The 25,755-nt window shown below is 37.2% G+C and carries 29 protein-coding genes and 4 tRNA genes; 17 read left to right on the top strand and 16 right to left on the bottom strand.

Going from position 1 to position 25,755, the window contains the following annotated elements; all coding sequences use genetic code 11:
- The first annotated feature begins 293 nt into the window (after positions 1–293).
- The 3 genes from ACUTSE_RS10395 (at position 294) to ACUTSE_RS10385 (ending at position 2,566) form a co-directional block, all read left to right on the top strand.
- On the top strand, positions 294–1,430 hold the full coding sequence (locus tag ACUTSE_RS10395; RefSeq protein ID WP_445640181.1) for a DegT/DnrJ/EryC1/StrS family aminotransferase: 1,137 nt from the start codon (positions 294–296) through the stop codon (positions 1,428–1,430).
- 65 nt (positions 1,431–1,495) lie between these two features.
- Entirely contained in the window at positions 1,496–2,329 is an 834-nt protein-coding gene (gene pdxY / locus ACUTSE_RS10390; protein ID WP_445640180.1) for a pyridoxal kinase, read from the top strand.
- Positions 2,330–2,496: 167 nt separating this feature from the next.
- Positions 2,497–2,566 (top strand) — tRNA-OTHER (locus tag ACUTSE_RS10385).
- A gap of 106 nt (positions 2,567–2,672) precedes the next feature.
- On the opposite strand, the gene ACUTSE_RS10380 is transcribed toward ACUTSE_RS10385, so the two are convergent.
- The 3 genes from ACUTSE_RS10380 to ACUTSE_RS10370 all read right to left on the bottom strand — a co-directional run bounded on the left by ACUTSE_RS10380 (position 2,673) and on the right by ACUTSE_RS10370 (position 3,013).
- Positions 2,673–2,753, bottom strand: a tRNA-Tyr gene (locus ACUTSE_RS10380).
- A 40-nt stretch (positions 2,754–2,793) separates the two neighbouring features.
- Positions 2,794–2,874, bottom strand: a tRNA-Tyr gene (locus ACUTSE_RS10375).
- Between the two features lie 58 nt (positions 2,875–2,932).
- Positions 2,933–3,013, bottom strand: a tRNA-Tyr gene (locus ACUTSE_RS10370).
- Between the two features lie 466 nt (positions 3,014–3,479).
- On the opposite strand from ACUTSE_RS10370, the gene ACUTSE_RS10365 reads away from it, so the two are divergent.
- Positions 3,480–4,079: a GrpB family protein gene (locus ACUTSE_RS10365; RefSeq protein WP_445640179.1), complete on the top strand. Its 600-nt coding sequence runs from the start codon at positions 3,480–3,482 to the stop codon at positions 4,077–4,079.
- Positions 4,080–4,098: 19 nt separating this feature from the next.
- Positions 4,099–4,941 (top strand): GNAT family N-acetyltransferase, encoded by an 843-nt coding sequence (locus ACUTSE_RS10360; protein WP_445640178.1) that lies wholly within the window; start codon positions 4,099–4,101, stop codon positions 4,939–4,941.
- Positions 4,942–4,962: 21 nt separating this feature from the next.
- On the opposite strand, the gene ACUTSE_RS10355 is transcribed toward ACUTSE_RS10360, so the two are convergent.
- Positions 4,963–5,520, bottom strand: coding sequence for a GNAT family N-acetyltransferase (locus ACUTSE_RS10355; RefSeq protein ID WP_445640177.1), 558 nt, complete (start codon positions 5,518–5,520; stop codon positions 4,963–4,965).
- A gap of 48 nt (positions 5,521–5,568) precedes the next feature.
- Between ACUTSE_RS10355 and ACUTSE_RS10350 the strand changes: the two genes are divergently transcribed.
- Positions 5,569–6,303, top strand: coding sequence for a GNAT family N-acetyltransferase (locus tag ACUTSE_RS10350; RefSeq protein ID WP_445640176.1), 735 nt, complete (start codon positions 5,569–5,571; stop codon positions 6,301–6,303).
- Positions 6,304–6,332: 29 nt separating this feature from the next.
- On the opposite strand, the gene ACUTSE_RS10345 is transcribed toward ACUTSE_RS10350, so the two are convergent.
- The 3 genes from ACUTSE_RS10345 to ACUTSE_RS10335 form a co-directional block, all read right to left on the bottom strand.
- A complete protein-coding gene (locus ACUTSE_RS10345; RefSeq protein WP_445640175.1) occupies positions 6,333–7,124 on the bottom strand; it encodes a carbon-nitrogen hydrolase family protein in 792 nt (263 codons plus the stop codon).
- A 65-nt stretch (positions 7,125–7,189) separates the two neighbouring features.
- Positions 7,190–7,558, bottom strand: a complete 369-nt coding sequence (locus ACUTSE_RS10340) for a DUF1801 domain-containing protein (protein ID WP_445640174.1) — start codon at positions 7,556–7,558, stop codon at positions 7,190–7,192.
- A complete protein-coding gene (locus ACUTSE_RS10335) occupies positions 7,558–8,019 on the bottom strand; it encodes a GyrI-like domain-containing protein (protein ID WP_445640173.1) in 462 nt (153 codons plus the stop codon). The genes ACUTSE_RS10340 and ACUTSE_RS10335 overlap by 1 nt, the downstream gene beginning before the upstream one ends.
- A 309-nt stretch (positions 8,020–8,328) precedes the next feature.
- Here ACUTSE_RS10335 and ACUTSE_RS10330 point away from each other — a divergent pair, with 309 nt between their 5' ends.
- Positions 8,329–8,985 carry a DNA-binding response regulator gene (locus tag ACUTSE_RS10330; protein ID WP_002991447.1) on the top strand — a complete coding sequence of 219 codons (657 nt, stop codon included), beginning with the start codon at positions 8,329–8,331 and terminating at the stop codon, positions 8,983–8,985.
- Positions 8,986–9,234: 249 nt separating this feature from the next.
- Here ACUTSE_RS10330 and ACUTSE_RS10325 read toward each other — a convergent pair whose 3' ends face one another.
- Together ACUTSE_RS10325 and ACUTSE_RS10320 are read right to left on the bottom strand one after the other, a co-directional pair.
- A complete protein-coding gene (locus ACUTSE_RS10325) occupies positions 9,235–11,226 on the bottom strand; it encodes a tetratricopeptide repeat-containing sensor histidine kinase (RefSeq protein ID WP_445640172.1) in 1,992 nt (663 codons plus the stop codon).
- Positions 11,227–11,317: 91 nt separating this feature from the next.
- Complete coding sequence (locus ACUTSE_RS10320) at positions 11,318–11,629, bottom strand: hypothetical protein (RefSeq protein WP_445640171.1); 312 nt, start codon at positions 11,627–11,629, stop codon at positions 11,318–11,320.
- A gap of 194 nt (positions 11,630–11,823) precedes the next feature.
- Between ACUTSE_RS10320 and ACUTSE_RS10315 the strand changes: the two genes are divergently transcribed.
- The 3 genes from ACUTSE_RS10315 to ACUTSE_RS10305 all read left to right on the top strand — a co-directional run bounded on the left by ACUTSE_RS10315 (position 11,824) and on the right by ACUTSE_RS10305 (position 13,482).
- Entirely contained in the window at positions 11,824–12,468 is a 645-nt protein-coding gene (locus ACUTSE_RS10315; protein ID WP_445640170.1) for a response regulator, read from the top strand.
- An 80-nt stretch (positions 12,469–12,548) separates the two neighbouring features.
- Positions 12,549–12,878 carry a DMT family transporter gene (locus ACUTSE_RS10310; RefSeq protein ID WP_002991453.1) on the top strand — a complete coding sequence of 110 codons (330 nt, stop codon included), beginning with the start codon at positions 12,549–12,551 and terminating at the stop codon, positions 12,876–12,878.
- A gap of 97 nt (positions 12,879–12,975) precedes the next feature.
- Positions 12,976–13,482, top strand: a complete 507-nt coding sequence (locus ACUTSE_RS10305) for an META domain-containing protein (RefSeq protein ID WP_445640169.1) — start codon at positions 12,976–12,978, stop codon at positions 13,480–13,482.
- A gap of 60 nt (positions 13,483–13,542) precedes the next feature.
- Here the strand turns inward: ACUTSE_RS10305 and ACUTSE_RS10300 are convergent, their stop codons facing one another.
- Positions 13,543–15,006, bottom strand: a complete 1,464-nt coding sequence (locus tag ACUTSE_RS10300) for a hypothetical protein (RefSeq protein WP_002991458.1) — start codon at positions 15,004–15,006, stop codon at positions 13,543–13,545.
- 83 nt (positions 15,007–15,089) lie between these two features.
- Here ACUTSE_RS10300 and ACUTSE_RS10295 point away from each other — a divergent pair, with 83 nt between their 5' ends.
- Genes ACUTSE_RS10295 through ACUTSE_RS10285 form a run of 3 tightly spaced genes read left to right on the top strand, consistent with a single transcriptional unit; the run spans position 15,090 to position 16,901 of the window.
- A complete protein-coding gene (locus ACUTSE_RS10295; protein ID WP_445640168.1) occupies positions 15,090–15,857 on the top strand; it encodes an MBL fold metallo-hydrolase in 768 nt (255 codons plus the stop codon).
- 2 nt (positions 15,858–15,859) lie between these two features.
- Positions 15,860–16,354 carry a hydrolase gene (locus ACUTSE_RS10290; RefSeq protein WP_115089860.1) on the top strand — a complete coding sequence of 165 codons (495 nt, stop codon included), beginning with the start codon at positions 15,860–15,862 and terminating at the stop codon, positions 16,352–16,354.
- 10 nt (positions 16,355–16,364) lie between these two features.
- The gene (locus tag ACUTSE_RS10285) at positions 16,365–16,901 is read left to right on the top strand and encodes a hypothetical protein (protein WP_445640167.1); all 537 of its coding nucleotides are present in this window, start codon (positions 16,365–16,367) and stop codon (positions 16,899–16,901) included.
- A 415-nt stretch (positions 16,902–17,316) separates the two neighbouring features.
- Here ACUTSE_RS10285 and ACUTSE_RS10280 read toward each other — a convergent pair whose 3' ends face one another.
- Together ACUTSE_RS10280 and ACUTSE_RS10275 are read right to left on the bottom strand one after the other, a co-directional pair.
- Positions 17,317–17,979 carry a CatA-like O-acetyltransferase gene (locus tag ACUTSE_RS10280; RefSeq protein ID WP_445640166.1) on the bottom strand — a complete coding sequence of 221 codons (663 nt, stop codon included), beginning with the start codon at positions 17,977–17,979 and terminating at the stop codon, positions 17,317–17,319.
- Between the two features lie 3 nt (positions 17,980–17,982).
- Positions 17,983–18,750, bottom strand: a complete 768-nt coding sequence (locus tag ACUTSE_RS10275) for an enhanced serine sensitivity protein SseB (RefSeq protein WP_445640165.1) — start codon at positions 18,748–18,750, stop codon at positions 17,983–17,985.
- A gap of 186 nt (positions 18,751–18,936) precedes the next feature.
- Between ACUTSE_RS10275 and ACUTSE_RS10270 the strand changes: the two genes are divergently transcribed.
- Both ACUTSE_RS10270 and guaB read left to right on the top strand, forming a co-directional pair.
- Positions 18,937–19,803, top strand: a complete 867-nt coding sequence (locus ACUTSE_RS10270; RefSeq protein ID WP_002991470.1) for a hydroxymethylglutaryl-CoA lyase — start codon at positions 18,937–18,939, stop codon at positions 19,801–19,803.
- Between the two features lie 58 nt (positions 19,804–19,861).
- The gene (guaB, locus tag ACUTSE_RS10265; RefSeq protein WP_036463079.1) at positions 19,862–21,334 is read left to right on the top strand and encodes an IMP dehydrogenase; all 1,473 of its coding nucleotides are present in this window, start codon (positions 19,862–19,864) and stop codon (positions 21,332–21,334) included.
- A 281-nt stretch (positions 21,335–21,615) separates the two neighbouring features.
- Here the strand turns inward: guaB and ACUTSE_RS10260 are convergent, their stop codons facing one another.
- Positions 21,616–22,197 (bottom strand): hypothetical protein, encoded by a 582-nt coding sequence (locus ACUTSE_RS10260; RefSeq protein ID WP_445640164.1) that lies wholly within the window; start codon positions 22,195–22,197, stop codon positions 21,616–21,618.
- A gap of 110 nt (positions 22,198–22,307) precedes the next feature.
- On the opposite strand from ACUTSE_RS10260, the gene ACUTSE_RS10255 reads away from it, so the two are divergent.
- Positions 22,308–23,159 carry an alpha/beta hydrolase family protein gene (locus tag ACUTSE_RS10255; RefSeq protein WP_445640163.1) on the top strand — a complete coding sequence of 284 codons (852 nt, stop codon included), beginning with the start codon at positions 22,308–22,310 and terminating at the stop codon, positions 23,157–23,159.
- 34 nt (positions 23,160–23,193) lie between these two features.
- The gene (locus ACUTSE_RS10250) at positions 23,194–23,667 is read left to right on the top strand and encodes a GNAT family N-acetyltransferase (RefSeq protein ID WP_445640162.1); all 474 of its coding nucleotides are present in this window, start codon (positions 23,194–23,196) and stop codon (positions 23,665–23,667) included.
- Positions 23,668–23,692: 25 nt separating this feature from the next.
- On the opposite strand, the gene ACUTSE_RS10245 is transcribed toward ACUTSE_RS10250, so the two are convergent.
- From ACUTSE_RS10245 to ACUTSE_RS10235, 3 genes are read right to left on the bottom strand one after another with little or no spacing between them, the layout of a single operon-like run.
- Entirely contained in the window at positions 23,693–24,364 is a 672-nt protein-coding gene (locus ACUTSE_RS10245) for a response regulator transcription factor (protein WP_445640161.1), read from the bottom strand.
- A complete protein-coding gene (locus ACUTSE_RS10240) occupies positions 24,361–25,128 on the bottom strand; it encodes a sensor histidine kinase (protein ID WP_445640160.1) in 768 nt (255 codons plus the stop codon). Before ACUTSE_RS10240 ends, ACUTSE_RS10245 begins: the two co-directional genes overlap by 4 nt.
- A complete protein-coding gene (locus ACUTSE_RS10235; RefSeq protein ID WP_445640159.1) occupies positions 25,092–25,742 on the bottom strand; it encodes a hypothetical protein in 651 nt (216 codons plus the stop codon). The genes ACUTSE_RS10240 and ACUTSE_RS10235 overlap by 37 nt, the downstream gene beginning before the upstream one ends.
- Between the last annotated feature and the right edge of the window lie 13 nt (positions 25,743–25,755).

The raw sequence follows: 25,755 nt of genomic DNA, 5'->3' as shown, positions 1-25,755 counted from the left end.
ATATACAGCGTGAAATGAGCGCTAGATTTAATTTGTTAAGTAAGATACCTCGCAGCGAAAGTGGCGAGGTTTTTTTTATATCCTATTGAAAATGAGTAGGCTATTGTGCGGAAGATGAAGGAAGAAGTACATCAATTTGCTGGACTATACAGAAGTTGTAAACTGGTATAGCATGATGATCCAAATAGCGGTTACTTTTGTACCCAACAAAACATAGGGATAGCCACTTAGGCTCCCTTGAATGAAGTGCGATAGGAAGAACATAAACACAAACTAATTCACAAAGGTACACTATGGATACAATTCAAATGGTCGATTTAAAACGACAATATCAAAGCATCCAAACTGAAATTGATGCAGCAATCAAAGAAGTGATTGATAGTACTGCATTTATCAATGGTCCTGCTGTTAAAAACTTCACCACTCAATTGGCTTCTTATACCAAAGCAAAGCACGTCATTCCGTGTGCGAATGGAACAGATGCCCTGCAAATAGCCTTGATGGCGTTGGATTTACAACCAGGAGATGAGGTAATAACGCCTTCTTTTACCTTTATTGCTACAGTTGAGGTGGTAGCCTTATTGGGACTAACGCCTGTATTCGTCGATGTAGATCCAGATACCTTTACCTTAAATATGGAGAGCTTGGAACAAGCCATTACTTCCAAAACAAAAGTAATTATCCCCGTGCATTTATACGGACAATGTTCGAATATGGAGCCCATTATGAAGCTTGCAGAAGCCCATAAGATTGCTGTAATTGAAGATAATGCACAAAGTATCGGGGGAAATTATAGTACAGCAAATGAAACTAGAAAGACAGGAACAATCGGCACCATTAGTTGTGTTTCGTTTTTTCCTTCTAAAAACTTAGGAGCTTATGGTGATGGGGGAGTGATTATGACAAACTCCGATGAACTGGCAGCAAAAATGATGAAAATTTGCAATCACGGTTCTGAAAAGCGCTATTATCACGAGATTGTTGGAGTAAACAGTCGATTGGATAGTATTCAGGCAGCTATTCTGAATGTAAAATTGAAATATTTGGATGAATATTGCGACAAAAGAAGGGCTGTAGCGGCGTATTATAACCGTGCATTTGCTAACCATGCCAATCTAATTACTCCTTTTGAACCTGCTTATAGTCACCATGTCTATCATCAGTATACTTTGATTTTAGAAGGCGTCGATCGAGATCTTGTCCACCGTGAATTAGCAGAACGAGGCGTACCAACGATGATTTATTATCCCGTGCCTTGTCATCAACAAGAGATGTTTAAGAATTTACAAGATCGCACATACAAATTGCCTCATACAGAATACTTGGTATCAAGAGTGCTGTCGTTGCCTATTCATACAGAATTGACAGAAGAAGAGCTATCCTTTATCTCGACACAGCTTCTAGAAGTAATTGAAAAAATAAAAAAATAAAGCCGTATTGCGAATAATTCGCCTTGAGATGTAGTAAATTTAAGTGTCTTTTTTTTAGTACGCCAATGAAGAGCAAGAAAACAATTATCATTCACAGTAAAGTGGCTTATGGATATGTAGGGAGTAATACAACTTCCCTCGTTCTACAAGTTGCAGGTCAAGATGCTATTACCGTTCCAACGGTTATCCTATCAAACCGATATGGGTTGCCAACAGTAGGAGGGGGACTCATGCCTAGTGCATTATTCCAGGAGGTGTTAGAGGGGATTTTGAAACTAAATATACTCGATGAAGTTTCTTCTATTGTAACGGGTTACATCGGATCAGCTGCATTAGTGGAACAAACAGCCGCGTTTATTCGCACCATCAAGAAGAGTCATCCAGCAATACTCTATCTATGTGACCCTGTAATGGGAGATCAACCACAAGGGTTATACGTCAATCAAGAAGTTCCAAAGGCAATCATAGAACATTTGTTGCCCTTAGCGGATGTATTGACACCCAATCAGTTTGAAATAGAAACGATACTCAATCAACCCGTTACTTCCTATGAAGCACTAGTACGTGCAGTAGAGAAGCATCCAATCTTACAATCCAAAGACATCCTTATAACTGGTTGTCGATTTAAAGATACAACCGATCAATTGCTTCATATTGTTGTTAAACAAAAAGAAGCCTACAAGGTGGTAAAAATCGACTATGTCCCCATCGATCCACCTGGTACAGGAGAACTCTTTGCTGCGTTGGTTTTATTACTTAAATTGAAGGAGTACGAGGCGTATGCAGATTGTGCCAAAGAAGCAAGTATTTTGATTAAAAGAGCTTTGCGCCGCATCGTAAAAGAAGGAAGAAGTGAATTCGATTTAAACGATATATTGGCGGTGCATGCGGAAATGTAGGGGTGCATGGTAATGTCCCATATACGTAGGGGTGCATGGCAATGCACCCGTATATTCGAAAAATAAAAAAAGAGGATGATATGGGGCGAATTGCCATTCGCCCGTACGTATTTGGAAATCAATGAAATATTTTGTATATTGATTAGTTAATAATGTAAACTTAACAAGGTTCCGTGGCCGATTGGGAGGCCTGATTACGCAATAATCAGTAGATTGGTTCGAATCCAGTCGGAACCTCGAGATGGTGTACGGTGTATAGTTGACAGTTTGCAGTTGACAGTTAACTAAACATCGTAAACAAAAAAAGCCTTCTAATTTTTATTAGAAGGCTTTTTTTTCGGTGTGGGGAGAGCAGGATTCGAACCTGCGAAGGTTACCCAACGGATTTACAGTCCGTCCTCGTTGGCCGCTTGAGTATCTCCCCTCCTTATATTGTTAAACTAAAATAGCATATGTATGTTTTGTGGGGAGAGCAGGATTCGAACCTGCGAAGGTTACCCAACGGATTTACAGTCCGTCCTCGTTGGCCGCTTGAGTATCTCCCCCTCTGGTATTTTTTATTTTAGTCTAACAATAATGTATAAGATCGTGTATGTTTTTATGTGGGGAGAGCAGGATTCGAACCTGCGAAGGTTACCCAACGGATTTACAGTCCGTCCTCGTTGGCCGCTTGAGTATCTCCCCTTCAGCGTATGCCTCAGTTCTTAATTAGAACGGTGCAAAGATAGCGCTGTTTTATTAATCTGCAAGCGTTTTGTCGCTTTTTTTTGCTCGCCACCTCCTCAAGATTCATTAACTGTTTGGTTATAAAAAACTAAGCCTTTGAAAATTTTTGTAAACTTTTTTTACAAAAAATAAGAAACACCCGAAAACAGACTTCTTTCGTGCCGTTTTTAGTCGATATAGCGTAGGAGATGTTCCCATTCATTTTTCCTTTATTTCTGATTTATGTAGGAGAATCAAAAACTCGAAAAGGGGAACATAAATAGATACGTGTATTGGGTTGACCTAAGGCTTTTATCCTTTGTTTGTCATAAACCTTATAAATTGAACACAAATGAAAACAAATAGTAGCCCTCCTTTTTTTGGTTTTGCCTACTTTTGTTTTAGACGATGATAGTAAAGTGAACCTAAAGAATAAGATAGATAGATGATTTTACCTTTCGAGCCCTATAATCCCAAGTGGAAAGAACAATTTGAAAACATAAAAAGCGAATTAGCCCTTCGTTTAAAAGAGTTGCAACCTCGCATTGAGCATATTGGTAGTACATCCGTTGAAGGATTGGCGGCTAAACCTATTATTGATATTATGGTTGGTGTTCGCAACGAAGAAGAGCTAGATGTAGTTCCAGCCTTATTAGCAGGACAAAATTATGTGTATTATCCCAAGTATAATGTCGATATGCCCTATCGCCGTTATTTTGTTTTGTTGCAGGACGCTCCAAGTGCATTAGCTTTACCTGAGGTCATTGATGTACAGGATGAAATACCCGAGAAAATGCACGATCACAACCTGCGTTTAGCCCATATTCACGTTATTCCTACCACGTCTGAAAATTGGACACGCCATTTAGCCTTTCGCGATTATTTGCGTACACATCCATCAGTTAAAGCCGCCTATCAGGCCTTGAAAGAACAGTTGGTACAGCAACAGTGGGAGACAGGAAATGATTACAACGATGGTAAAGATGCATTCATCCAAAGAGAAGAGCAAAACGCGATACGTTGGTATAAAGAAAATGAGAAGTAGAAAGAAGCACGATTAAAATATGAAAGTAATAGATTTAAGTCAAGTAGATAAAGAAGCCATTGTTCAGGTATTGAATGAATCCTTTGCGGATTACATCATTCCTTTACAGCTTACTGTGGAACAATTAGAAAATAAAATAGCAGCTGAAAACATCCAGTTGAATCTTTCTGTGGGTGTTTTAGATCAAGAGAAGTTAGTGGGGTTTATGCTACATGCACTCAATACGGTAGAAGGGAAACTAACGGCTTATAATGCTGCTACAGGCGTAGTGCCTTCGCATCGAGGGCAAGGCCTAGTTGCTAAGATGTATGCCTGGTTATTCGAGCAATTAAGGCCTTTAAAAGTAGAACAATTAGTCTTGGAAGTAATCGAAGGAAACCATGCTGCTATTCGCGCTTATGAAAAAATGGGCTACCACAAAGCCAGAAAATTAATCTGTTTTGAAGGAGAAACAGACGTGAACCAGATGAATAAACCAATTGAAATTAAGGAATTGACTGATTTTAATTGGGCTGTTTTTTCTTCTTTTTGGGATATTCAGCCGTCTTGGCAAAACGCGGTATCCGCATTGGAAAACAGCAAAGCCCGTTGTCACATCTTAGGCGCGTATAGTGAAGGGAAAATGGTAGGTTACCTTATTTTCAATCCAACGTCTAAACGCGTGCTCCAATTAGCTGTAGATGCAAATCACAGAAGACAAGGAATTGCAACACAATTAATTCAAACCATGCAGCAAATCACCGAATCTAAGGCAATATACGTTTACAATATTGATGATGCATCCGCGGCAATGGCTGCTTTTTTCAATCACTTGCATTTGACTAGTGACCTAGCTCAATTCGAAATGAAAAGAACACTTTAATTAGTCCTAAATTTGTAGGTGTTAACGCATTTGATAGTCTCTTTTTAAAAGAGAGAAAATCTCGGCATCTACAAATTTTCCTTTTTCAAAAAAATAATCACGTAAAACTCCTTCTGCTTGTAAGCCTACTTTTTCAAGTAATTTACGAGAAGAAATATTAGTAGGGTCGATAAACGCTTCAATGCGGTGTAAATCAAATGCTTCAAAACCAAAAGGAATAAGAGCTTGAATCGCCTCGGTCATAATACCAGTTCTCCAAAAGTTAGGATGTAGTTCATACCCAATCTCTGCACGAGCATTTTCAGTAGAAAAATTGTGAAACCCACAAGTGCCAATCAATTGGTCAGGTCTTTCCTGTAAGGTAATGGCCCAACGAATAGCATTGTCGTCTTGATAGCGTTCTTGCCAAGCCAAGAGTAATTCTTGCGCTTCTTGAACAGATTGGAAGGTAGGCAAATCGTAAAATTCCGTAACCTCGTCTCTAGAGAAATAATCAAATAGTGCTGGTGCATCTGTAAAATGAAGGGCTCTTAAGAGGAGTCGATCAGTCTGTAAGGTTGGGAATTCGTTGAAAAACATAAGACGTATTGAAGTATAAAAAAGTAAAAATAAGAAATAAAAGTGAACATGGATACAAAATCCCCTTTTTCTACACGGGTAGAAGACTATTGGTTGAGTCAGCAAGGAGAAGAGCTTTCGTGGTTTGAATCTCAAAATTTTGTTGTGTATCAAAATTCAGCACTTAACAAAGAATATCCTGCGGTTTTATTAGATCGAGATGAGAAGCCAAAACAAGTACTTAGTCTACATCCTATACTCGTTCAAAAAATAAAAGAAACAGGACAGGTTCCGATAACAGTTGAGGAAGTAGAAAAAGCATTAAATTTTCAAGGATTTACCTTATATACAGCTGATTGTCTTTATTATTACTCACAAGAAGAGCAAGAAGAGTTGAAAAAAGAAATTCAGGATAGGAGTTGTCGACAGCTTACGTCAACTGATGCTGCTTTGTTTGAGGCATTTACGCAAGCCAATAGTGAAGATGACATAGATGCAGCTTATGTAGAATTATCACATGAGGTTGTTTTTGCCTGTTTTGATGGTGATATTATGGTTGCTATAGCAAGTGCTTATCCTTGGGAGGGCACAAAAATTATGGATTTAGGCGTATTGACCCATGTAAATCATCGTGGTAAAGGTTATGCTCAACGATTGGTACGTACGATAAGCCAGTATGTAATTCAACAAGGAGGTGAATTACAATATCGTTGTCAATGGGATAATTGGCCTTCTATTCGCTTAGCGCAAGCTTGTGGTTTGCGTTTCTTCGGACGTTGGCGTATAGCGATTCAAAAAGAATAAAAAAGCGCGTTCCTAGGAACGCGCTTTGACTATAAATTAATCTTGTATTTGTTGTGTTCAGACTGAAAGTCTTTCGTAATTAAACTGCCAAAATCAGGGTGATTTACCTCGTTTACGTCAATGTCAATCAACGTTAGACTTTCTGTGTCTGCAGCTTTTGCAATTACCTTTCCATCGGGATTGACAATTTGACTTTCCCCTCGATAGGATTCCAATTCGCCTTCGAAATATTCTTCGCCAATTCGATTGCAGCTGATATAGAAACATTGGTTTTCCAAAGCCCTAATAGGAATAATCGTTGGAGTTACAGGCCCTCCAAAGCAAGAAGAATGACAAATAACATCCACCTCTTGGAGTTTCAGGAGCGATGTGTGTTGCGGAAACCAACAATCAAAGCAAATGGTTAAACCAATAGTTGCTTGCGCAGTTTGATGTACAATAGCTGTATCGCCCGGTTGGAAAAAGCGCTTTTCATAATCGGGTAGGTGTATTTTTCGATAAGAAGCAACTAATCCTGCTGCACCAACTAAAATAGAGGTGTTGTATAAAACACCCTGATCGATTTCAGGTATTGTCCCTGAGATGAATCCATTTCCTGTTTCTTGGAGTAAACGCGTTAGAAATTGAACTGTTTGGCTGTTGTTTAAATCTTCCACAAAAGGTAAAATCTCTTCTCGTGTATCCATTGCATAGCCTGTTGTAAAGAACTCAGGCAATACCAATAAATCAAATGTTTCTTGTTTCACCTTTGCTGCTATATAATCTAGATTCGCTTGAATATCTCTCCAGATGACAGCATATTGAAAAAAACCTACTCGCATCGTTTTCTGTTAATTGAAATTAGTTACTTGCTCCAAAGATAACCCAGAATGGAGAGAAAAAGGGATTATTTCGATTTAATTTGCCCCGATTGATACAGGTGTAAAGTAGCATCGAGGATGTCTTGAATAGGAGCGAAGGGCAAATCTGTTGTTGGATCAATAGTCAGACTTTTCATTCGTTTTCTCGTTCCTACTTCCAAGAGCGGATGCTCAATGCGATGTCCTTCTACCAAGAGTAGATAAGGCGTTTGAGGTGCTTTCGTAAGTGCTAAAAAGCAAAACATCCGATTTCGAAAAGAAAAACAAGGCGTACCCCATTTCAACGATTCCGTGATACGAGTATCCTGTTGCAGAATAAAATCACGCAAGGCTAATAAACAGCTTTGATTGGGCTCTGGTTGTTTAAAGTAAAAAGAGTCTACTGCGTTTAACATTATGTTGTGGCTAAATATAGGAATACTTCTGCTTGTGAAGGATTTTGGGCTTTCGGTCCATAGACTTCAAAATCCGAAGTGTAAGTTCGTTCAAGATTTGGTGAATTCCAAATTTTAACCCACGCATTGATGACAATATTTTCGAGTAAATTACCCTGTACATCAATCTTCGTATACGATCCACTCGGGATAATATGTCCCACCATTCCTTCGGGAATTTCGGCTAATGATTGTACTTCACAACCTATAATGGTGGTATAAGGAGCTGTAAAATCACTTTCGTAATCCGTGTATATTGCATAGATATCTTCGCTTCGTTTAGCTGGGATTTTTGCTTGGATTTGCTGCGTATGAAAATCGTTCCAGAGCTGTGGAATATCCAGAGCAGATTGCTCGTTTTGATTGGTTGTACGAATAGCGATTCCAATGATATACTTAGCGGGTACTTGAATCTTTTGCATGCTTGTATTTATTTTTAATGTTGTGTACAAATGTAGATAGGGGGGATGACAACCCTATGTCAAGAGGATAAATAAAAGTGACAATTAACAGGTTGAGGGGCAAGGAAATTCAGAAGTAAAAGTGGAAAGTGAGTTCATTTATAAAATTGTTTATGTAGTGCTTGAAAAATTATCAAAAAATGAATAAATTTTTAATTTAACTCTATTTTTTGAATATATTTTATAGTTAATCTAAAGTGGTATGATGGATAGTGGGAAAAAAAAGCGTAATTTTGACTGAAAATTTTCTTATTTCTAATTGTATCTATTATGAATTTATATAATCCTGTATTTCTAGTAATTGATGATCATCCGATGATTTTGACTAGTTATATTCGCTTACTTCGAGAAAATTTTTTAGAGAGTACCTTTTATGCAAGTGAATCTATTCCGAAGGCATTAGAATACCTCGATGAATTGGAAAGTATTGACATGCTGATTATTGACTATAATTTGGCGAAAAACTTTGATGTTCAACTGCGTATTTCTGATGGGCAAAAATTAGCCTTGTATGCCCAAAGTAAATTTCCGAAAGCAAAAATCATAATGATTACAGGCCATGAAGAAGCGTTGTTGATTTACAGCATTCACAAAAAAGTAAGGCCTGATGGATTACTAATGAAAGCCGATGTTACTGACGAATTATTGATTGAAACAATTCGCCAGTGTATGATTGGACAGGTTGTATATAGTCAAGGAGTGAAAAATGTATTAAGTCTATTGGCTAAACGTCAATTGATGCAACAAGAACAGTATATCGAAATTCTCATGTTATTGGATAAAGGATACAAAGTACAAGAAATATGTGAAATTGTATTTAAAAGTCAGAGTACGGTGCAGCGCATGTTGACTACCATGAAAAAGGAGTTTGAAGTGAATGATTTGTCCGAGCTATTGAAGCAAGTAAAACTCCAAGGTTTCATCTAATTTTAAGAAATCAACCCCTTGATTTTAGCCAAAATGAATACTCAACTTTCATTTTTGTTAAAAAAAGAGTGGGAAGCTTTGAATACAGTGGTCTTATAGCTACTTTAGTTCTTGATAAGATCATACAAGCACATTTGTTAGGGTCTTTGAACAGTGTTTTATACCTGATCAAAGTAAACAAATGATTTAAAAATGAGTATCTATTGATTAATTTAGGTAAGTAGGGATTGGTTGTGGGGACACCAATCCCTATTTTACTTTAGAGAGGATTACCTCGATGATAGTTCCTTTCTTTTCTGTGGAATTTATCGTTAGAATGGCATTCATTTGGTTGACGCGATACTGAATATTCTTTAATCCTATTCCTTTTTTTACTTCACTAACTTTAAATCCAACACCATTGTCTTGAATTTTAATATGATAATTGGAAGTAGATTCAACAATCGAGATAATGGCTCTAGTCGCTTGTGCGTGTTTAATGATATTTTGAATCGACTCTTGAATGATGCGATAAATATTCATCTTCGTTTCATAATCAAAAGTACTCCAGTCAAAATTACGTGCAATGAGCAAGGTAAACGCATGTTGATCCGTAGAATTCTTCTCAATTAAATTTTCTAGAATAGGAGTAAAGCTCCCTAGTGTCAGGGTTTGATCTTGAAGGTTATGCGAAATTCTTCGAATTTGCTGTTGCGCTCCTTCTATTTCAGAGGCAATGAGCTCGCGATTTTCCTGTTTGCATTCATTGGATAGCATTAAGCGAATGTTGAATAAAGTATTGATGATGCCATCGTGTAGTTCTGCACTGATACGCGTTCTTTCGTCAAGTAAAGTGTTTTTGGCAATTTCTTCTTGTTGTAAAATTAATTTGTATATTAATTCACGGTCATTTTGTTGGTGTTGTTCAAATAAAAGGCGTTTTTGTATCATCTTTTGTTTGAAGACAATATAGATTAGCACCGATAAGAGTACACCCAAGATAGATAAGATACTGAATAACGTAAGGCGCTGAGAGAGTAACTCATTTCGAGCTTCTAGTTGTGCTGTTTCATATTCAATACGGGCGAATTTCGTTCTATTTTCAATTTGTAAAGTCTTTAAGCTATCGTTGATTTCGTAATAGCGTTGGGCATATTCCATCGCATTTTTTTGATCATATAAGCTGAGGTAACGCAAATTGGTTAAAGCCGTATTACGCGCTTTCACTTGCTCTGATGTTTTAAAACCTTTTTTCCAATAGTCAATGGCTTGTAAAGTGTCTTTCTTAGCTAAGTACAGTTCTCCTAAGCGACTGTAACTCGAAATAAGCCCTTGAGGGTTTTGAAGGCTATCACGGATGACAAAGGCTTCTAAAACGAATTTTTCAGCTTTGTTTAGCTGGTTGGTCTTGATGTAAGTAAATGCTAAGTTATTGAGAAGCATAGCATGGAAAATAGAATTTTTTGAATTGGCATCTAAGAGTACGAGGCCTTCTAAAAACGTTTTTTCTGCTTTTTCATACTCTCTTAAACTATTGTATTGGTACCCAATATTGTTGTAAATGCCCAATTTGGAATAGGTAGTGTATTCTTTTGAGTTTAATGTATTAATGAGACTCAAAGCTTTCTGGTTGTAGAGAATGGCTTCTTCTTTTTGGGAATTTTGATCTAAAATGCCAGCTACTGTTGAATAGGCTTCAATGAGTAATTTTTTATCGTTGTAGTGATTCAGGTTCTTCAGTGCATTGAAGGCTTCTACTTCTGCTTGATTAAAAAGTCCTTCTTCAAATAGAATAACCGCCATGGATTTTTGCATCATACCAATATGCAAGGTGTCTTTTTGGGTTTCATAAAACTTAACTGCATAGGAATATGAAGCATAGGCGCTATCTAGCTTTACAATATCTTCATAATAATCGCCCAAATAGTAGTAAGACCGAGCAATATGGGCGGTATCTTTATCTTTTTTGGCTAACTCCAATAGGTTTTGACTAATGCGCAAATATAAATCCAAATGCTTGACATTATAAGCCGTATTGGCTGCGTCAAATAAAAGCTCCCGATGTTGTGCGTTATTGGAATTGTGAGCGAGGTGATCAAATATAGAGTCCAGAACGCGGTGCTTTTTCTGCATGGAAAGGCTATCCTCTTCAAGGCTATCTAATACTGTTGAAATGGCCGAATGTTTTTCCGCAAGGGGACGATCAGAACAACTGAGGAGTGAAAAGAATAGGAAAAGGATAAAACAAGATCTGTATTGCATAAGTAGAAGGTAATGAATACAAATAAACTAAAAAAAAAACAATCCCCAATCTGTTGCAACACAAAGGGGATTGATTATCTGATGAAATGACTTATTTTCTTTTGTCTTTTAATATGGCAATATCACCGTTCTCTTGTGCACTAGACGAACTGTTGATGATTTTTCTTTTGTCTTTTAAAATAGCAATATCTCCATTGTCTGCTGTTCTACTCGTTACGTCTATAGGATTTGGAATAGAATCCGTTTGAACGTTTGCATCATTCGTTGTTTTTGCATCCATAGCATTAAAATGTGTTTGCTTTTGGCTGCTACCATTGGCTTCTGTAGGCATATTATCAGTTGAACATGATGCTAATGCAAGTAAAGCCAAGATAGATACTGAGGAAAGGATAGTTTTTTTCATAAGTAATAAAATTATATTTGATTTTTTTAAAAATTAAAATAAATAATAGATAAATTGAATGTATATTTAGTCTTTTAAACAAATAAAATTCTTTTTTAGGATAAAATCCTGCGATTGTCTAACAAACATATTTATATTTTACCTTCAATAAGTACAGTAAAAGTATACAATGTGTTAATAAAAATAAAAGTATTTTGAGTTTTACTTTATTAATAATTGATGATCATCAAATGATTGTCGATTGGTATAAATACGTTTTACAGCAAGTGTATCAAGACGCTACGATCTTGAGTGCCACCTCTATAGCCGAGGGAGTGGCTCATGTTGATCATTGTACAAGATTGGATATGGTGTTGGTCGATTACAATTTAGGAAAAGGAGATACAGAGGCAGAGATTGCCAATGGGGTTGAATTCGTCCACTATTTCCGGCGGAAATTTCCTAAAGCAGATGTAATTTTAGTTACCGGACACGAAGGAACCCTTGTATTATATACCATCCATAAAAAAATAGTTCCTCAGGCATTATTACTTAAGATTGATGTCACGGAAGATTTGTTGAAACAAGCCGTGCAAGCCGTCCGGAGAGGCGAGCGATTGTATAGCATGCACGCGAATGAAGGTTTAAAGGAAGTGTATAAGAAAGAATCCCTTCTTCAAGAGCAAAATGTGCAAATTTTACTATTGCTCGACAAAGGATTTAAAATCAAAGAAATTAGCGATACATTGTTTTTGAGCGAAAGTGCTGTAAATAAGCGCATTGCGGGATTGAAGCAAACGTTTGACGTCTTAGATAATGGAGGGTTAGTCAAAAAAGTCAAAGAAGAAGGGTTTATTTGATAACAATCTTTTGCAATAAATTTTTATCATAGGATAAAAAAAAATAAAATTTATAAGCCGACTTTCGCAAAAAAATTAAAATGAACTGGATTTTTTTAATTATCGGAGGATTTTTTGAAGTTGGATTTACTTATTGTTTAGGAAAAGCCAATGAAAGTAAAGGAACAGAAGCTATTTGGTGGTATGGAGGCTTTTTGGTTGCCTTAGTAATGAGTATGGCTTTGTTAATGAAAGCGACTCAAACGTTACCTTTGGGAACGGCTTATGCAGTTTGGACTGGAATTGGTGCTGTAGGAACGGTATTGGTTGGAATCTTAGTTTTTAAAGATCCAGCAACTTTTTGGCGTATGTTCTTTATCGCTACCTTAATTGGATCTATTATTGGACTGAAAGTAGTATCTGCTTCTTAATAAATCATTACCTTTTTAGGTTTTTTTTGCTATTAATTCTGATTTTGTATTTATATTTGTTAGATAAATACAAATGAAATATTTAAAAATTGCAAAAATGAAAAGAATGAGAGTTTTGACAGCAGGATTGATGGTTTTAGCCTTAACTGCTTGTAACGAGAAAAAGAGTACGGAAAATGCACCTGAAGCAGCTGCAGCTCCTGTAGTAGAAACAGTCGTAACAACAAAGGCAAACTTAGTTGGAAGCTGGGAATTAATTGCTATTCACACAGAAGATACGGCAGATAAAAAAGTAGAAGATTTATTCCCTGGTAAAAAGCCAACCCTAAATTTTGAGGGTGAATCAATGGTACATGGTACAGATGGTTGTAATAATATTACGGGTGAATATGAAGTGAAGGAAAACAATGGTATTGCTATTGGAGATAAACTTGCCGCTACAAGAATGTTTTGTGAAGGCGTAGCTGATGTTGCGTTTACAAAGGGATTAACAGAAGTAACAAATTACGAAATTACAGAAAGTGCTTTACTTTTCAAAAATGGAGATAAAGTGGTGATGGAGTTCAAGCAAATTACGCCTGCAATTGATCAAGAAGTTAAATAACAAGAGCATAGCATAAAAAAAGCGACACTATCTGGTGTCGCTTTTTTGTTTATCTGTTTTTTAGCTGTGAACTTCTTGTTGTTTCGCATAACCGAAAAGCTGTTTCTCTTTAATCATGCTCGCAATTCCCGCAGGAAGCTTGTCTTCCCATCCTGGTTCATTGCATTGGATAGCACGGAGTACATCTCTAGAAAAGATATCTAAGTCTTTTGGATCGTAGTTTGTGATGTCTACAATTTGATTGTTCTTCTTGAAAAATTTGTACAATTCTTTGATGTGCAAGTCTACTTTTAAATTGGTTGAATCGATCAGTTGCCCCGCTTCATCATGCATCGGATAAAGGTATATTCTCATCTGGTTGCGGAATAATTTACCTAAAGCCTCGAGCATTCCTCCAGTTAGATTCGCATAGTATTTCTCCTCAAAAATATTAAGCAAGCTACTAACCCCCATAGAAAGTGCAATTTTTTCCGTTGTGTATTTAGAAAAATAAGCCGTTAATTTATAGTACTCTTGGAAGTTGGAAATCATTACCGTTTGTCCTAAAGAGCACAACAAATCCGCGCGATGCAAGAAATCATTTTCATCTAAATTTCCTTCCATTAGTAGGTTTGACAGTGTAATTTCAAAAATCACAGTGGTATCTTGGCGTTGCAATTGATTTTCATTGACGAAAGATTCCAATGCTTTTTTGTACATGTCCATGTTTACTAAAGTAACAGGTCTAAAACTTCCACGAAGCGCTAGAATATTTTTGCGGTATAATTCATTAGCAGCAAGTCTACTTTGTCCATCAGGTCCAAACATAACAGCTTCTGTCATTCCGTTTTTAACCAACAACAAACTCATCAGACGATTGTCAATATGAGCAAATAAATGGCCAGTTAAGCTAATGCTGTCAATCTCAATTTGATCGCGATCCAAGTGATCATATAGACAACTAATTAGTTTTTTAGGATCATGGTGTTGGTAGTAGGCTCCATAAATAAGGTTTACCCCAATAATACCTAAAGTTTCTTGTTGCAGTTTAGAGTCTGTTTCTTTAAACTGAATGTGCAAAACGATTTTGCTATAAGGCTCTTCTGGAGCAGTTTGGAAAATAATTCCAACCCAACCATGCCCTTTGTTCTTTTTGGCGTAATCAATAGTCGCTACGGTATTGGCATAGCTAAAAAAAGTTTTTGTCGGATTCTCTGCACGTGGAATACGGTCTTCAATCTTTTTTGTTTCATAATCCAACATCTTATTCAATCTGCTCTCCGTTACATAACGCCCGTCATCCTCAACGCTGTAAATAGCATCACTGAAAGACTTGTCATAGGCAGACATTGCTTTAGCAATCGTTCGGGAAGAACCTCCAGCTCTAAAAAAATGACGCACGGTTTCTTGGCCTGCACCAATTTCGGCAAATGTTCCGTAGATATTGTGGTTCATGTTAATGCGGAGAGCCTTATCTGAAATAGCCGGCTGCTGTTCTATAATTCTATCTCCCTCTAATACTAAATCTTCTGCAAAATATTCCATCTGTAAGCTTTTGAAACAAAGTAACAAATTCTATACAACAAAAAAAAAGATAAAGTGTACTTTTGTATAAAAAGGACTAGGTTTTGGAAATACGATTTTTAGGAACAGGAACTTCGCAGGGAGTACCAGTAATAGCAATTGATCATCCGGTGGGAAATAGTTTGGATAAACGCGATTATAGGTTGCGAACTTCGGCTTTGATAACGTGGGATGACTTAACCATTTTAATTGATTGCGGCCCCGATTTTAGACATCAAATGCTACAGGCAAAATGCAACCAGATTGATGCCATTCTCTTTACGCATGAACACGCCGATCACATTGCAGGATTGGATGAAATTCGCCCATTGACTTTTCTCTATGGGCCGATGCCTATTTATGCCTCAGATCGCGTGATGCAAGCCTTAGAGAAGCGTTATGAATACATTTTTACTACGGAGAATCGCTATCCTGGAGCACCTAGTGTCCAACAAAATATTATCACGCCGAATCAGACCTTTTACATCAAAGACAAGCCGATTATTCCGCTGTTGATTCAACATGGTGATTTGCCTATTTTTGGATTTAGATTGGACGATTTGGTCTATATTACCGACGCGAAATACATCGATGAAAGTGAAATAGAAAAAATAAAAGGATGCAAGATTTTGGTGGTTAATGCCTTGCGTATCAAAGAACATCCAACCCATTTCAACCTAGAGGAAGCATTGGCCTTTATTGAGAAAATCAATCCTTGTCATGCCTACTTGATTCATATTTCGCAAGATTTAGGTTTTTACGAAGAAGTGGAAAAGATATTGCCAAAAAATGTATCTTTGGCCTACGATGAACAACAAATAAAACTACCATAAACATGAGACATAAAGTCTTTTTCTACTTATTTGTTTTTTCAGTACTAATCATAGCGCTTTTATACAACACCAATCGCAATATGATGAAATCAGAAGAGAAAAGAATCGAAGTAGCCCACAAACGCATTGCGATTGTTCGAGATTCTCTGAAGTTAGTATCGAAAGAATTAAATGAAGCCAAGTATTTTTCTTTGGGATATAATGACGATGCCCAAGAGTATTTTGATTATAAAACGTTGGATCAAGACGTGGATAAAATTAGAGAAGAAATACTGGCCTTGAACCACATAGAAACGGGTAATCCACTAGTTCCTTATGGAGCGATGAATGGACAAAAATGTGTGATTAATAAAGTGCAATTTATTAATCATCGCTGGATTATAGCAGACTTTTATTCTGGAGCCATTCACGGCGAAGTATTGATTAAATACTTTTACAGCCCAGAAAAGCCAACGGACTTCTCAACGATAGAAACCGTATTGTATTCCACTCACTAAACAAAGAAGTATGCGACAAATTGGACTAGTACTAGGCGTGCTCTTATCTGTTAGTTTAGTTTCTTGTGATTTTATTCTCAAGGATAAGAATACAACGTCAGAACGAGAAAAAACAGTCATAACGGATGGTGGTACCACCGTTGTTGGAGAAGAGGATGGGTTTGGATGTGCGTATACAGCAGGATATCGCTATAGTTATCTATTAGCAGACTGTATTCGCGTGTTTGAACAAGGATTTCGATTGAATCCCATCGAAGACGAAGGAAGCTTAGAAAACGATTTAGAAAACAACGAAGTGAGCTGTTTTGTTCTCTTTGCTAAAGACGGAAAAGAAGCTGAGATTTTCTTGCCTCAACAAGAAAAAAGTATTGTGCTGGAAAGTGATAAGACGAATTCAATCTATTTCAAGGACGGTTGGCAACTCAATGCTGAAAAGGGAATGGTTTTGAAGTATAAAGATGAAATCAGATTCACAGCAGCTAAAACAATCGATTTACAGTTGATTCATTCCGATCAGACGATTGAAGGAGCGGAAGAGCTTTTTTAATTGAAATCAGGAAACAATCCAATAAGATAATGAAAAAAATAAAGAAACGGAATCAAGGTTGTACTTGGTTCCTTTTTTTTGCCTTTTTGTCCGTTATTTTCCACTTTTTGGATATTTTTTAATTTCCAACTAGTTGATTTGTAGTATTTTGGTTTTTTGAGGTGTAGATTTGTTCGGTAATCCTTTTGGATGATTGAGGTTTTATGCGGGTTGAAGGCCATTTTACCGAAGGTGACTCGAACGAAACCCAAACAAACCCCAAACAAAAGCTGACTTCTCATCGCCTCACCATCTATCTCATGGGTTTATATTTGTTTGAGTATTCGATGAATCTATACTGCGTTCCGATTTCACCCTCTCACCAATCTCACCATCTCATCTTCTCACCATTCACACCCTCTCATCACCTCACCATTCACACCAACCACTTCCCAGCATCATTTACAATCCCCTGTAGGTCGTTTAAGAACATCGAGGTATGGTAACCATCCGCGATGGCGTGATTGACGTAAATAGATAGGGGAATAAGGGTTTTTTCCTGTTCTTGGTAGTATTTACCAAAACGGATGATAGGTTTGAGGAAATCTGAGTCGTGAGAAGTATCTTGACTGATACTTTCAAAGCTAATCCAAGGCACACAAGAAATGGGAACAAAATTAGCAGGAAGTCCTGGTTTTACTTTGATTCCTTTTACGTTTTTATACTGTTCGATGTCTTGTGTAATGGCCTGATGAAAGGCTTGAAACTGGGGGTAGTAGTCGCTCCATAAATCAGAAAACGTATGGTCGTCTTCGTGAAATAAAGTGAATTGTGGCGTTAGAAAATTCCAAGTACCCAACTGATTTTCGTGTATACAAGTGCGCAAGGCCTCACTGTTGTTCAGGGCTCGCATGATAGCATAGAGAAAGGTTGGAAAGAATTTATACGTTGTTTCACGGTATACGGACATCAAGATGGTAATATCTATTTTGATGCTGATGGTATACTTTGTTTTCAATATGTTGCGGTAGTATTCATAGTAAGGTAAACGACTCCACGTTTCTTTATCAATCGGAGTGAATACAGCAGGTTGAATCATGCGTTACTTAGTGTAAAAAGGTTGATCTTGGTTGTAAAAATAATCGCTAAAATTTCCATTTTTCTCTAAGCGTATAATATCGACATACTCTTGCTTTTTGAGGTGTGGTTTACACAAATTCGAAATGACATCTGCAATTTCTTTAAACTCAGCAGCATTCTTTGTTTCACATTCCACGGCGAAGATATAATGTGGTTTTTGATCAATTCGCTCGTTGAACATCCAGCCTAAATAAGCCGATGAAATCGTTGGAATAGAGGTAAACGTTGTTTTTAAATCCGCCAATAAAGCTTGAGGCTCTGTTTCTGGTTTACCAATCAGTACCTCCATGTGGATGTGGGCAACATTATCTTTGACTACATTGAAAATCGATCCGTTGAGCATATCTGCAATTTCATTTGGAACGAGTTCCTTATACACCTTAGAAAAAGGATTGATGATGATGTGATGTCCCATTGCAAGTTCTAAAAATGATCGTCCATTGACTTTCATATAGCTCATTTCATCCTGAATGACTCCTTGGTCATAGATGTGTTTCGCATCCGTAAAGACCGGAATTTGTTGGTTTTCGAAGGTGATAATAGGGGCATTGGCATTGAAACTAGTGGCTTCATTATTGTCATTATAGCCTTTCTTAACCAATACGTAAATGTCGTTTTTTAGGAACTTTTCATAGAAAACAGCTCTATATTCTGGGATTGTACCTGCTTTTTCGATGATATCAGCCAAAGGTAGGTTTTTGTTTATAGTGGTTTCTGTTGATTGAGTCATAGTTTTTGTTTTGTCTTGTTCCTCAAACTTACAATTAATTCTACGGTATTTCTTTAAAATATTCTTAAAGATTTCAAAGGTTATCAACGACTGAAAGAGGAGGTTTAAAAACTGCAAATTTTGCTGATTTTTAATTTTCTAATTTGTTTTTGAGAATTTCTGGCTTTCTTCTATCTTTGGTGCACTATGAAACCAACAGTGAAAATTATCGAATGTCCTCGCGATGCAATGCAAGGCATTAAAATGTTTATTCCAACAGAAAAAAAAGTACAATACTTACAAGCGTTATTGCGTGTAGGTTTTGATACGATTGATTTTGGAAGTTTTGTATCAGCGAAAGCGATTCCGCAAATGCAAGATACAGCAGAAGTTTTGGCTCAATTGGATTTGAGTAAAACCCAAAGTAAATTATTGGCTATCATTGCGAACACAAGAGGCGCAGAAGAAGCATCTGTACATAAAGAAATTCAGTATTTAGGTTTTCCATTTTCTATTTCGGAAAACTTTCAAATGCGCAATACCCATAAAACGATTGCAGAATCTTTGGTAACCTTACAAGAGATTTTGGAAATTGCCAATAAAACAGACAAAGAGGTGGTTGCTTATTTGTCTATGGGATTTGGTAATCCGTATGGAGATCCGTGGAATGTGGATATCGTAGGGGAGTGGACCGAACGATTGGCGAAGATGGGGGTGCGTATTCTTTCTTTATCTGATACGGTAGGAAGTTCAACACCAGAGGTGATTGACTATTTGTATAGTAATTTGATTCCGGCTTATCCGTCGATTGAATTTGGTGCGCATTTGCATACCACTCCAGACTCGTGGTTTGAGAAGATTGATGCTGCTTATAAAGCGGGATGTTTGCGTTATGATGGAGCAATCAAAGGGTATGGAGGATGTCCGATGGCTAAAGATGACTTAACCGGTAATATGCCAACAGAAAAGATGTTGAGCTATTTTACTGCCAATAAGATAGATACTAATTTAAGTGCCATGTCTTTTGAGAGCGCATACAACGAAGCGTTAAAAGTTTTTAATTTTTACCACTAGGATTTTTTTAGCTGAATAAAAAAAACTAAATTTGCGTGCAATTCAACTACAATTGCACATGAAAGCACACACAACAAAAATCATCGGCCAAGGATTAACTTACGATGATGTTCTTTTAGTTCCAAATTATTCGGAAGTATTACCCCGAGAGGTAAGTTTAAAAACAAATTTTTCAAGAAATATTACGCTTAATGTTCCAATTGTATCTGCGGCGATGGATACGGTAACAGAAAGCGAAATGGCTATTGCTATTGCTCGTGAAGGAGGAATTGGAGTAATCCATAAGAATATGACGATTGAAGAGCAAGCGAAAGAAGTTCGCAAGGTAAAAAGAGCGGAGTCAGGTATGATTATCGATCCGGTTACTTTGCCCTTGACGGCTACAGTAGGCGACGCGAAAAAGGCAATGGCAGAATACAGCATTGGTGGTATTCCTGTTGTTGATGATTTAGGCGTTTTAAAAGGTATTATCACGAATAGAGATATGCGTTTCGAAAAAGAAAATGCAAAACCTATTACAGAGGTAATGACAAAAGACAACCTGGTTACTGCAGCAGAAGGAACTACTTTAGAGCAAGCAGAAGGTATTTTACAAGAAAATAAAATTGAAAAATTACCTGTAGTTAATGCCGAATACAAATTAGTAGGTTTAATTACATTCCGAGATATCACGAAATTAACGCTTAAGCCTAATGCGAATAAAGATCAATTTGGTCGTTTACGCGTAGCGGCAGCTTTAGGTGTTACACATGATACTGTGGAACGTGCAACGGCTTTAGTAAAAGCTGGAGTAGATGCTTTAATTATTGATACGGCTCACGGACATACACAAGGTGTTGTTGGAGTATTGAAAGAGGTGAAAAAAGCATTTCCAGAAATCGATGTAGTTGTAGGTAATATTGCTACGCCAGAGGCAGCTTTATACTTAGTAGAAGCAGGTGCTGATGCTGTAAAAGTTGGAATTGGGCCAGGGTCAATCTGTACAACACGCGTTGTAGCAGGAGTTGGATTCCCTCAGTTCTCGGCTATTATGGAAGTAGCAGCTGCATTAAAAGGAACAGGTGTTCCTGTAATTGGAGACGGTGGTTTACGCTATACAGGAGATATTCCTAAAGCAATTGGCGCTGGTGCTGATTGTGTTATGTTAGGGTCTATGTTAGCAGGAACAAAAGAATCTCCAGGAGAAACCATCATTTTTGAAGGAAGAAAATTCAAAGCATACCGCGGAATGGGATCTGTTGCAGCAATGAAACAAGGTTCAAAAGATCGTTATTTCCAAGATGTTGAGGATGATGTGAAAAAATTAGTTCCAGAAGGAATTGAAGGACGTGTTCCATACAAAGGAGAATTGAACGAAAGTATGTTACAATTTATCGGAGGATTACGCGCAGGTATGGGATACTGTGGTGCGAAAGATATTCCGACGTTACAAGAAGTAGCTCGTTTTGTGCAGTTAACTGCTTCAGGTATTGGAGAAAGTCACCCACATAATATTACGATTACAAAATCAGCTCCTAACTATTCAAGATAGGTAGAAGCGAACTAAATAATGAAAAGCTATAACCTTATCGTTATGGCTTTTTTGTGTGCAATAGAAAAAACGCCTCCATATAGTGGGGCGTTTTTTTATGGGGGGGGTGTGAGGTTGGTGAGGTGGTGAGATTGGTGAGGCGGTGTGAATGGTGAGGTTGGAGAAGGGGCTCTCTCCCTTGTGAAGTGCCTCATCGCCTCACCGTCCTGCGGAACTTTTCATCACACCCTCTCATCGCCTCACTAATCTCACCGCCTCATCGTCTCACCAAAAAAAAATCCCTACTTCGTTTCTTCCTGAAGCAGTTTTTGGATAAGTTCTTGTTGCTGTTGCATGCTTTCTTGCATGGATTTCATCATCTCCATCATGTTATCTGAGCTCATGTCATCTTCGAGTTCATCAGAAAATAAATCATTCAGCAATGGATTGCTTGTCGCGTTTTTAGTAGCAAATGCCGTGTTGGTTTGTGCAATTTCTAGGTATTTATAACCATCTGCATTTTCGTGTATTTTAACGGAGAAAGGGCGAATCCCTTGGGAATTGTATTCACTCTTTTTTTGAGATGTTCCTCGCTCATCGTTGAATTGGGTGGTTAGTCCAATAATTTCATTTTTAGCATTGCGTTTCACATTTGAAAATTTCAATTTGGCAATGTTTTCCGCATTGATTTCTTTTTGAATCATATCCAAATCACTAGCGGTCGTTTCTTTTGTTATTTCGTACGCTAAAGTTTTATTTTTTATTGTAACTTGTTCTTTCTCTTGAGCAAGTGTAGTAAATGAGGTAAAAAGTAAACCAAAGCTAAGGAGTGAAGCAAAAGTTGCCTTTTTCCAAGTCTGAGTACTTGTTGTTACAATTTTCATATTCTTCTTTTATTAGTTAATTAAATAGGTTTGTACCTGCTAAATTAAAATATTATTGCTTAAGGATGTTTTAAAAAAGAAAATCAACCTGTTAAAAAATATTCAAAATCATGAGACAATTACAGCATGAAACAGTTCGTATACCCAATGAAGTAGCACCTGCTATTTTAGCTGATTGTTATTGGGATCCAGCTATAGCAAAACACCCTCTTGTTATCTTTTGTCATGGCTATAAAGGGTTTAAAGACTGGGGAGCTTGGGATTTGGCGATGCAGACGTTGGCGAAGGCTGGATTTGCAGCAGTGAAGTTTAACTTTTCGCTCAATGGTACTTCCTTAGATCAACCTACCGAATTTGTTGATTTAGATGCTTTTGGTAGAAATACCTATACCCAAGAACAACGAGATTTAGCTCGAGTAATTGCCCATTATCAAGCGCAACCGTTTGTAGATGAAACGCAAGTATTCTTGATTGGACACAGTAGAGGAGGGGGAGCTGTATTATTGCAAACGTATTACAATGATCAAGTAACGGGAGCCATTTCTTGGGCGGGTGTAGCTGATTTTAAAAAGCGATTCCCACAACGAGATAACTTTGAACAGTGGAAAGAAAAGGGTGTTTTTTATAGCATGAATGGTCGTACCAAGCAACAAATGCCGCATTATTTTACTTTTTGGGAGGATTTTGTAGCTCATGAACAGGAATTAACCATACAATATGCAGCTCAAAATCTTAGAAAGCCAGTGTTGATCGTGAATGGAACAGCGGATGAGGCGGTTGGTGTGAAGGAGGCGGAGTTGTTGCATCTTTGGATTAAGGACTCGGAATTGTTTATTGTAGAAGGAGCCGATCACGTATTTGGGGCTAGACATCCACATACAGCAGAACAGCTACCCGATGACTTAGAGAAAGTAGTAAAGAAGACAATTGCTTTTATTCAACAGCAACTTGTCAAAGAATAAAAGAATTATCCTATAATTAATTGAAAGAATCAAGATGAATATTGCGTTTATACCTGCTTCAGAAGTGGATTGTGAGCAATTAACTCGGGTGGCAAAAATAGCCAAGCAACATTGGGGGTATACTGATGAATGGATGCAGTTGTGGGAAGACGATTTGACAATTACCTCTGCTAAATTTTCGAATCAAACCCTTGTGAAAGCACAAGTGGATGGGATTTTAGCTGGTTTTTATGTACTAGCGTATGAGGATGGTTTGGTGGAGCTAGATGGTTTGTGGATTTTACCTGAATATCACGGCAAGCGCATTGGAAAGGCCTTGTTTCATCATGCAGTTCATCAAGCAAGAGAAAAGGGATATTCATGCTTACAATTGTATGCTGATCCCTATGCTGATGGATTTTATCAAAAATTAGGTGGGCAAGTTATAGGACAGATTCCGACCAAAATAAAGGATCGTTACTTGAATATTTTCCAGTTTCAATTGGAAGAAATAGAAGGGGTAAAGTAATTGGGGTTTTTAGTTTTGGGTTGTATTAATACATGGATATTTCATCCAGTGAGATTAACTTATTTTGTACCGCATAGACGATTAAACCCACTACATTCTTTGCGCCTGTTTTGAGAAATAAGCTGTTCTTATGTCCTTCTACGGTTTTTAGTGAGATAAATAGCTGATCTGCAATCTCTTTTCCAGTTTTCTGTTGTGCAATGAGGTGAAGAACTTCTATTTCACGTTCTGTTAAGGCGATTTTTAAATCAGTCGTTAAGGGTTGATTTTTGACCAGCATTTGGTCTCTTAAGTGTTCAAATTGTGCAGGAAGTAGGTAAAAACCCTTGTTGTGTACTTCGTGAATCACTTCAATCAATGTGCTTGGCTTCATGTTTTTGGGCAAGAAAGCTGCAAATCCCGTTTTAACGATGAAGCTAATTAAGCTATCATTGTAATGGGAAGACAGCAGAATAACTGGCGTTTGGATGTCTAATGCACGCAAGCGCTTAAGTAGCTCTAATCCATCTGTATCTCCAATGCGATAATCGATGATGAAAAGATCGGGTAAAGCAGTCGCTTCCTGCATGGCTTCTAAAAATTCGGTACCAAAGTTGTACGTACCCTTCACTTCAATAGTAGGGTCTTGTTGTAAGAAATTAGATAATAAATCGGTGATGAGGGCTTCATCATCCAGGAGAATTACTTGTATGCTCATGAGATTGATTGTTGTGGCAATACAAACAAGAACACAGTTCCTGTGGACGATTGTTGTTTGTACTTTCCTGTTGCTTTTAATATAGTGGATCTGATTTGAATATTCTGTAAACCAAGCCCTTTGTGCTTCATTTTAGCTTGAAATCCTTTGCCGTTATCACGCAGAGAAAAAGCAATTGCTTTTTCGGATAAGCGCAGGTGAAATTCAATTTGGTTAGCTTGTGCGTGTTTGTGAATATTGCTAATCAATTCTTGGATGATACGCAAAAGGTGCATTTTCTGTTCTGCTGTTAATTCAACGGAAGCTCGTTTATCTAGATGAAACTTGATGGCGTAAAAGGCCTCCCATTGTTGAAATAAATCCTTGATTAGATTCTCAAGTGTTGCATAATCAAGCAAAGGCGGATTTAACCCGTGAGAAATGCGACGGGTCAGCTGTATGGTTTCTTGTATCTCATCCACCAATTGATTTTCACTTTGTCCTATTTGTGATTTTAGAAATAAGACATTCAATGCATTAATAACAGAATCGTGCAAATCACTACCTATCCGTTGCCTTTCTTTTTCTTGAATATCAACGGAGGATAGTTGTAATTTTTGAGAATGCTGTTGATTTAACTGTTGAATTTGATCTTCTGTATCAAGGTGTTTTTTATGGTTTAATTTTAAAAGAATAACAAAAGCAATACTAATGATTAGTATGAGTAAAAGGCCGATAATAAACCAAATTAGGATGGTATTTTCTCTTTGCCAGACGTCCTGCATAATACGTTTGTAATTAAAATGTAAAACAGTAAAGTGATAATAATATTAATAAACCATAATAAAAATTTGCTTTCCGATTTTCCATTGAGTAAAAGATTGAGCGGAAGGTAGTAAAGGCAAGTAAATGAGGCGTAAATGAGTAAAGCTGCATTGAAAATAAATAAAGATGGAAGGTATGTTTTCCATCTGTTTTTTAGTAGGGTGAAACAATAAAATAAGGCTAATAAAAGCAAAGACAAGGTAGAGACAAATCGCGTATACGACACTACTTGTTCTAGTTGATAAAAATTGATGGTGTTTAATTCATATATCAGACAAATAAAAGAGGGAATATTGATTAAGAAATAAAGTCTATTTGAGGTCATAAAATAATAAATAAGGGAGAACCACGCAAGTTCAACAACACCAAAAATGGGAATTAAAACTAAATTATTGTGATAGTTTTTTCCTAAAAATTCGCCTATAAAATGGAAACCTAAACTTGTCATTAGATAACCTAATAACGCAAGTTTTACTGCGTTAAAAGGCACTTTAGTTCCAGCATATAGGATGAGTATACCTAAAATGGCAGGTAATAAAGAAGTAATATAGGTCACGAAATCGAAAATGGTCATCCTCCCTTATGTA

This window comes from Myroides sp. TSA_177.3 (assembly GCF_052691955.1).
Note: the sequence above shows the minus strand (reverse complement) of the source record. Positions and strands in the feature narration are given on the sequence as shown.

Excerpts from the sequence above, each read along its gene's own strand:
- ACUTSE_RS10395 (WP_445640181.1), top strand. The coding sequence starts at position 294 with ATGGATACAATTCAAATGGTCGATTTAAAACGACAATATCAAAGCATC.
- pdxY (WP_445640180.1), top strand. The coding sequence starts at position 1,496 with ATGAAGAGCAAGAAAACAATTATCATTCACAGTAAAGTGGCTTATGGA.
- ACUTSE_RS10365 (WP_445640179.1), top strand. The coding sequence starts at position 3,480 with ATGATTTTACCTTTCGAGCCCTATAATCCCAAGTGGAAAGAACAATTT.
- ACUTSE_RS10360 (WP_445640178.1), top strand. The coding sequence starts at position 4,099 with ATGAAAGTAATAGATTTAAGTCAAGTAGATAAAGAAGCCATTGTTCAG.
- ACUTSE_RS10355 (WP_445640177.1), bottom strand. The coding sequence starts at position 5,520 with ATGTTTTTCAACGAATTCCCAACCTTACAGACTGATCGACTCCTCTTA.
- ACUTSE_RS10350 (WP_445640176.1), top strand. The coding sequence starts at position 5,569 with ATGGATACAAAATCCCCTTTTTCTACACGGGTAGAAGACTATTGGTTG.
- ACUTSE_RS10345 (WP_445640175.1), bottom strand. The coding sequence starts at position 7,124 with ATGCGAGTAGGTTTTTTTCAATATGCTGTCATCTGGAGAGATATTCAA.
- ACUTSE_RS10340 (WP_445640174.1), bottom strand. The coding sequence starts at position 7,558 with ATGTTAAACGCAGTAGACTCTTTTTACTTTAAACAACCAGAGCCCAAT.
- ACUTSE_RS10335 (WP_445640173.1), bottom strand. The coding sequence starts at position 8,019 with ATGCAAAAGATTCAAGTACCCGCTAAGTATATCATTGGAATCGCTATT.
- ACUTSE_RS10330 (WP_002991447.1), top strand. The coding sequence starts at position 8,329 with ATGAATTTATATAATCCTGTATTTCTAGTAATTGATGATCATCCGATG.
- ACUTSE_RS10325 (WP_445640172.1), bottom strand. The coding sequence starts at position 11,226 with ATGCAATACAGATCTTGTTTTATCCTTTTCCTATTCTTTTCACTCCTC.
- ACUTSE_RS10320 (WP_445640171.1), bottom strand. The coding sequence starts at position 11,629 with ATGAAAAAAACTATCCTTTCCTCAGTATCTATCTTGGCTTTACTTGCA.
- ACUTSE_RS10310 (WP_002991453.1), top strand. The coding sequence starts at position 12,549 with ATGAACTGGATTTTTTTAATTATCGGAGGATTTTTTGAAGTTGGATTT.
- ACUTSE_RS10305 (WP_445640169.1), top strand. The coding sequence starts at position 12,976 with ATGAAAAGAATGAGAGTTTTGACAGCAGGATTGATGGTTTTAGCCTTA.
- ACUTSE_RS10300 (WP_002991458.1), bottom strand. The coding sequence starts at position 15,006 with ATGGAATATTTTGCAGAAGATTTAGTATTAGAGGGAGATAGAATTATA.
- ACUTSE_RS10290 (WP_115089860.1), top strand. The coding sequence starts at position 15,860 with ATGAGACATAAAGTCTTTTTCTACTTATTTGTTTTTTCAGTACTAATC.
- ACUTSE_RS10285 (WP_445640167.1), top strand. The coding sequence starts at position 16,365 with ATGCGACAAATTGGACTAGTACTAGGCGTGCTCTTATCTGTTAGTTTA.
- ACUTSE_RS10280 (WP_445640166.1), bottom strand. The coding sequence starts at position 17,979 with ATGATTCAACCTGCTGTATTCACTCCGATTGATAAAGAAACGTGGAGT.
- ACUTSE_RS10275 (WP_445640165.1), bottom strand. The coding sequence starts at position 18,750 with ATGACTCAATCAACAGAAACCACTATAAACAAAAACCTACCTTTGGCT.
- ACUTSE_RS10270 (WP_002991470.1), top strand. The coding sequence starts at position 18,937 with ATGAAACCAACAGTGAAAATTATCGAATGTCCTCGCGATGCAATGCAA.
- guaB (WP_036463079.1), top strand. The coding sequence starts at position 19,862 with ATGAAAGCACACACAACAAAAATCATCGGCCAAGGATTAACTTACGAT.
- ACUTSE_RS10260 (WP_445640164.1), bottom strand. The coding sequence starts at position 22,197 with ATGAAAATTGTAACAACAAGTACTCAGACTTGGAAAAAGGCAACTTTT.
- ACUTSE_RS10255 (WP_445640163.1), top strand. The coding sequence starts at position 22,308 with ATGAGACAATTACAGCATGAAACAGTTCGTATACCCAATGAAGTAGCA.
- ACUTSE_RS10250 (WP_445640162.1), top strand. The coding sequence starts at position 23,194 with ATGAATATTGCGTTTATACCTGCTTCAGAAGTGGATTGTGAGCAATTA.
- ACUTSE_RS10245 (WP_445640161.1), bottom strand. The coding sequence starts at position 24,364 with ATGAGCATACAAGTAATTCTCCTGGATGATGAAGCCCTCATCACCGAT.
- ACUTSE_RS10240 (WP_445640160.1), bottom strand. The coding sequence starts at position 25,128 with ATGCAGGACGTCTGGCAAAGAGAAAATACCATCCTAATTTGGTTTATT.
- ACUTSE_RS10235 (WP_445640159.1), bottom strand. The coding sequence starts at position 25,742 with ATGACCATTTTCGATTTCGTGACCTATATTACTTCTTTATTACCTGCC.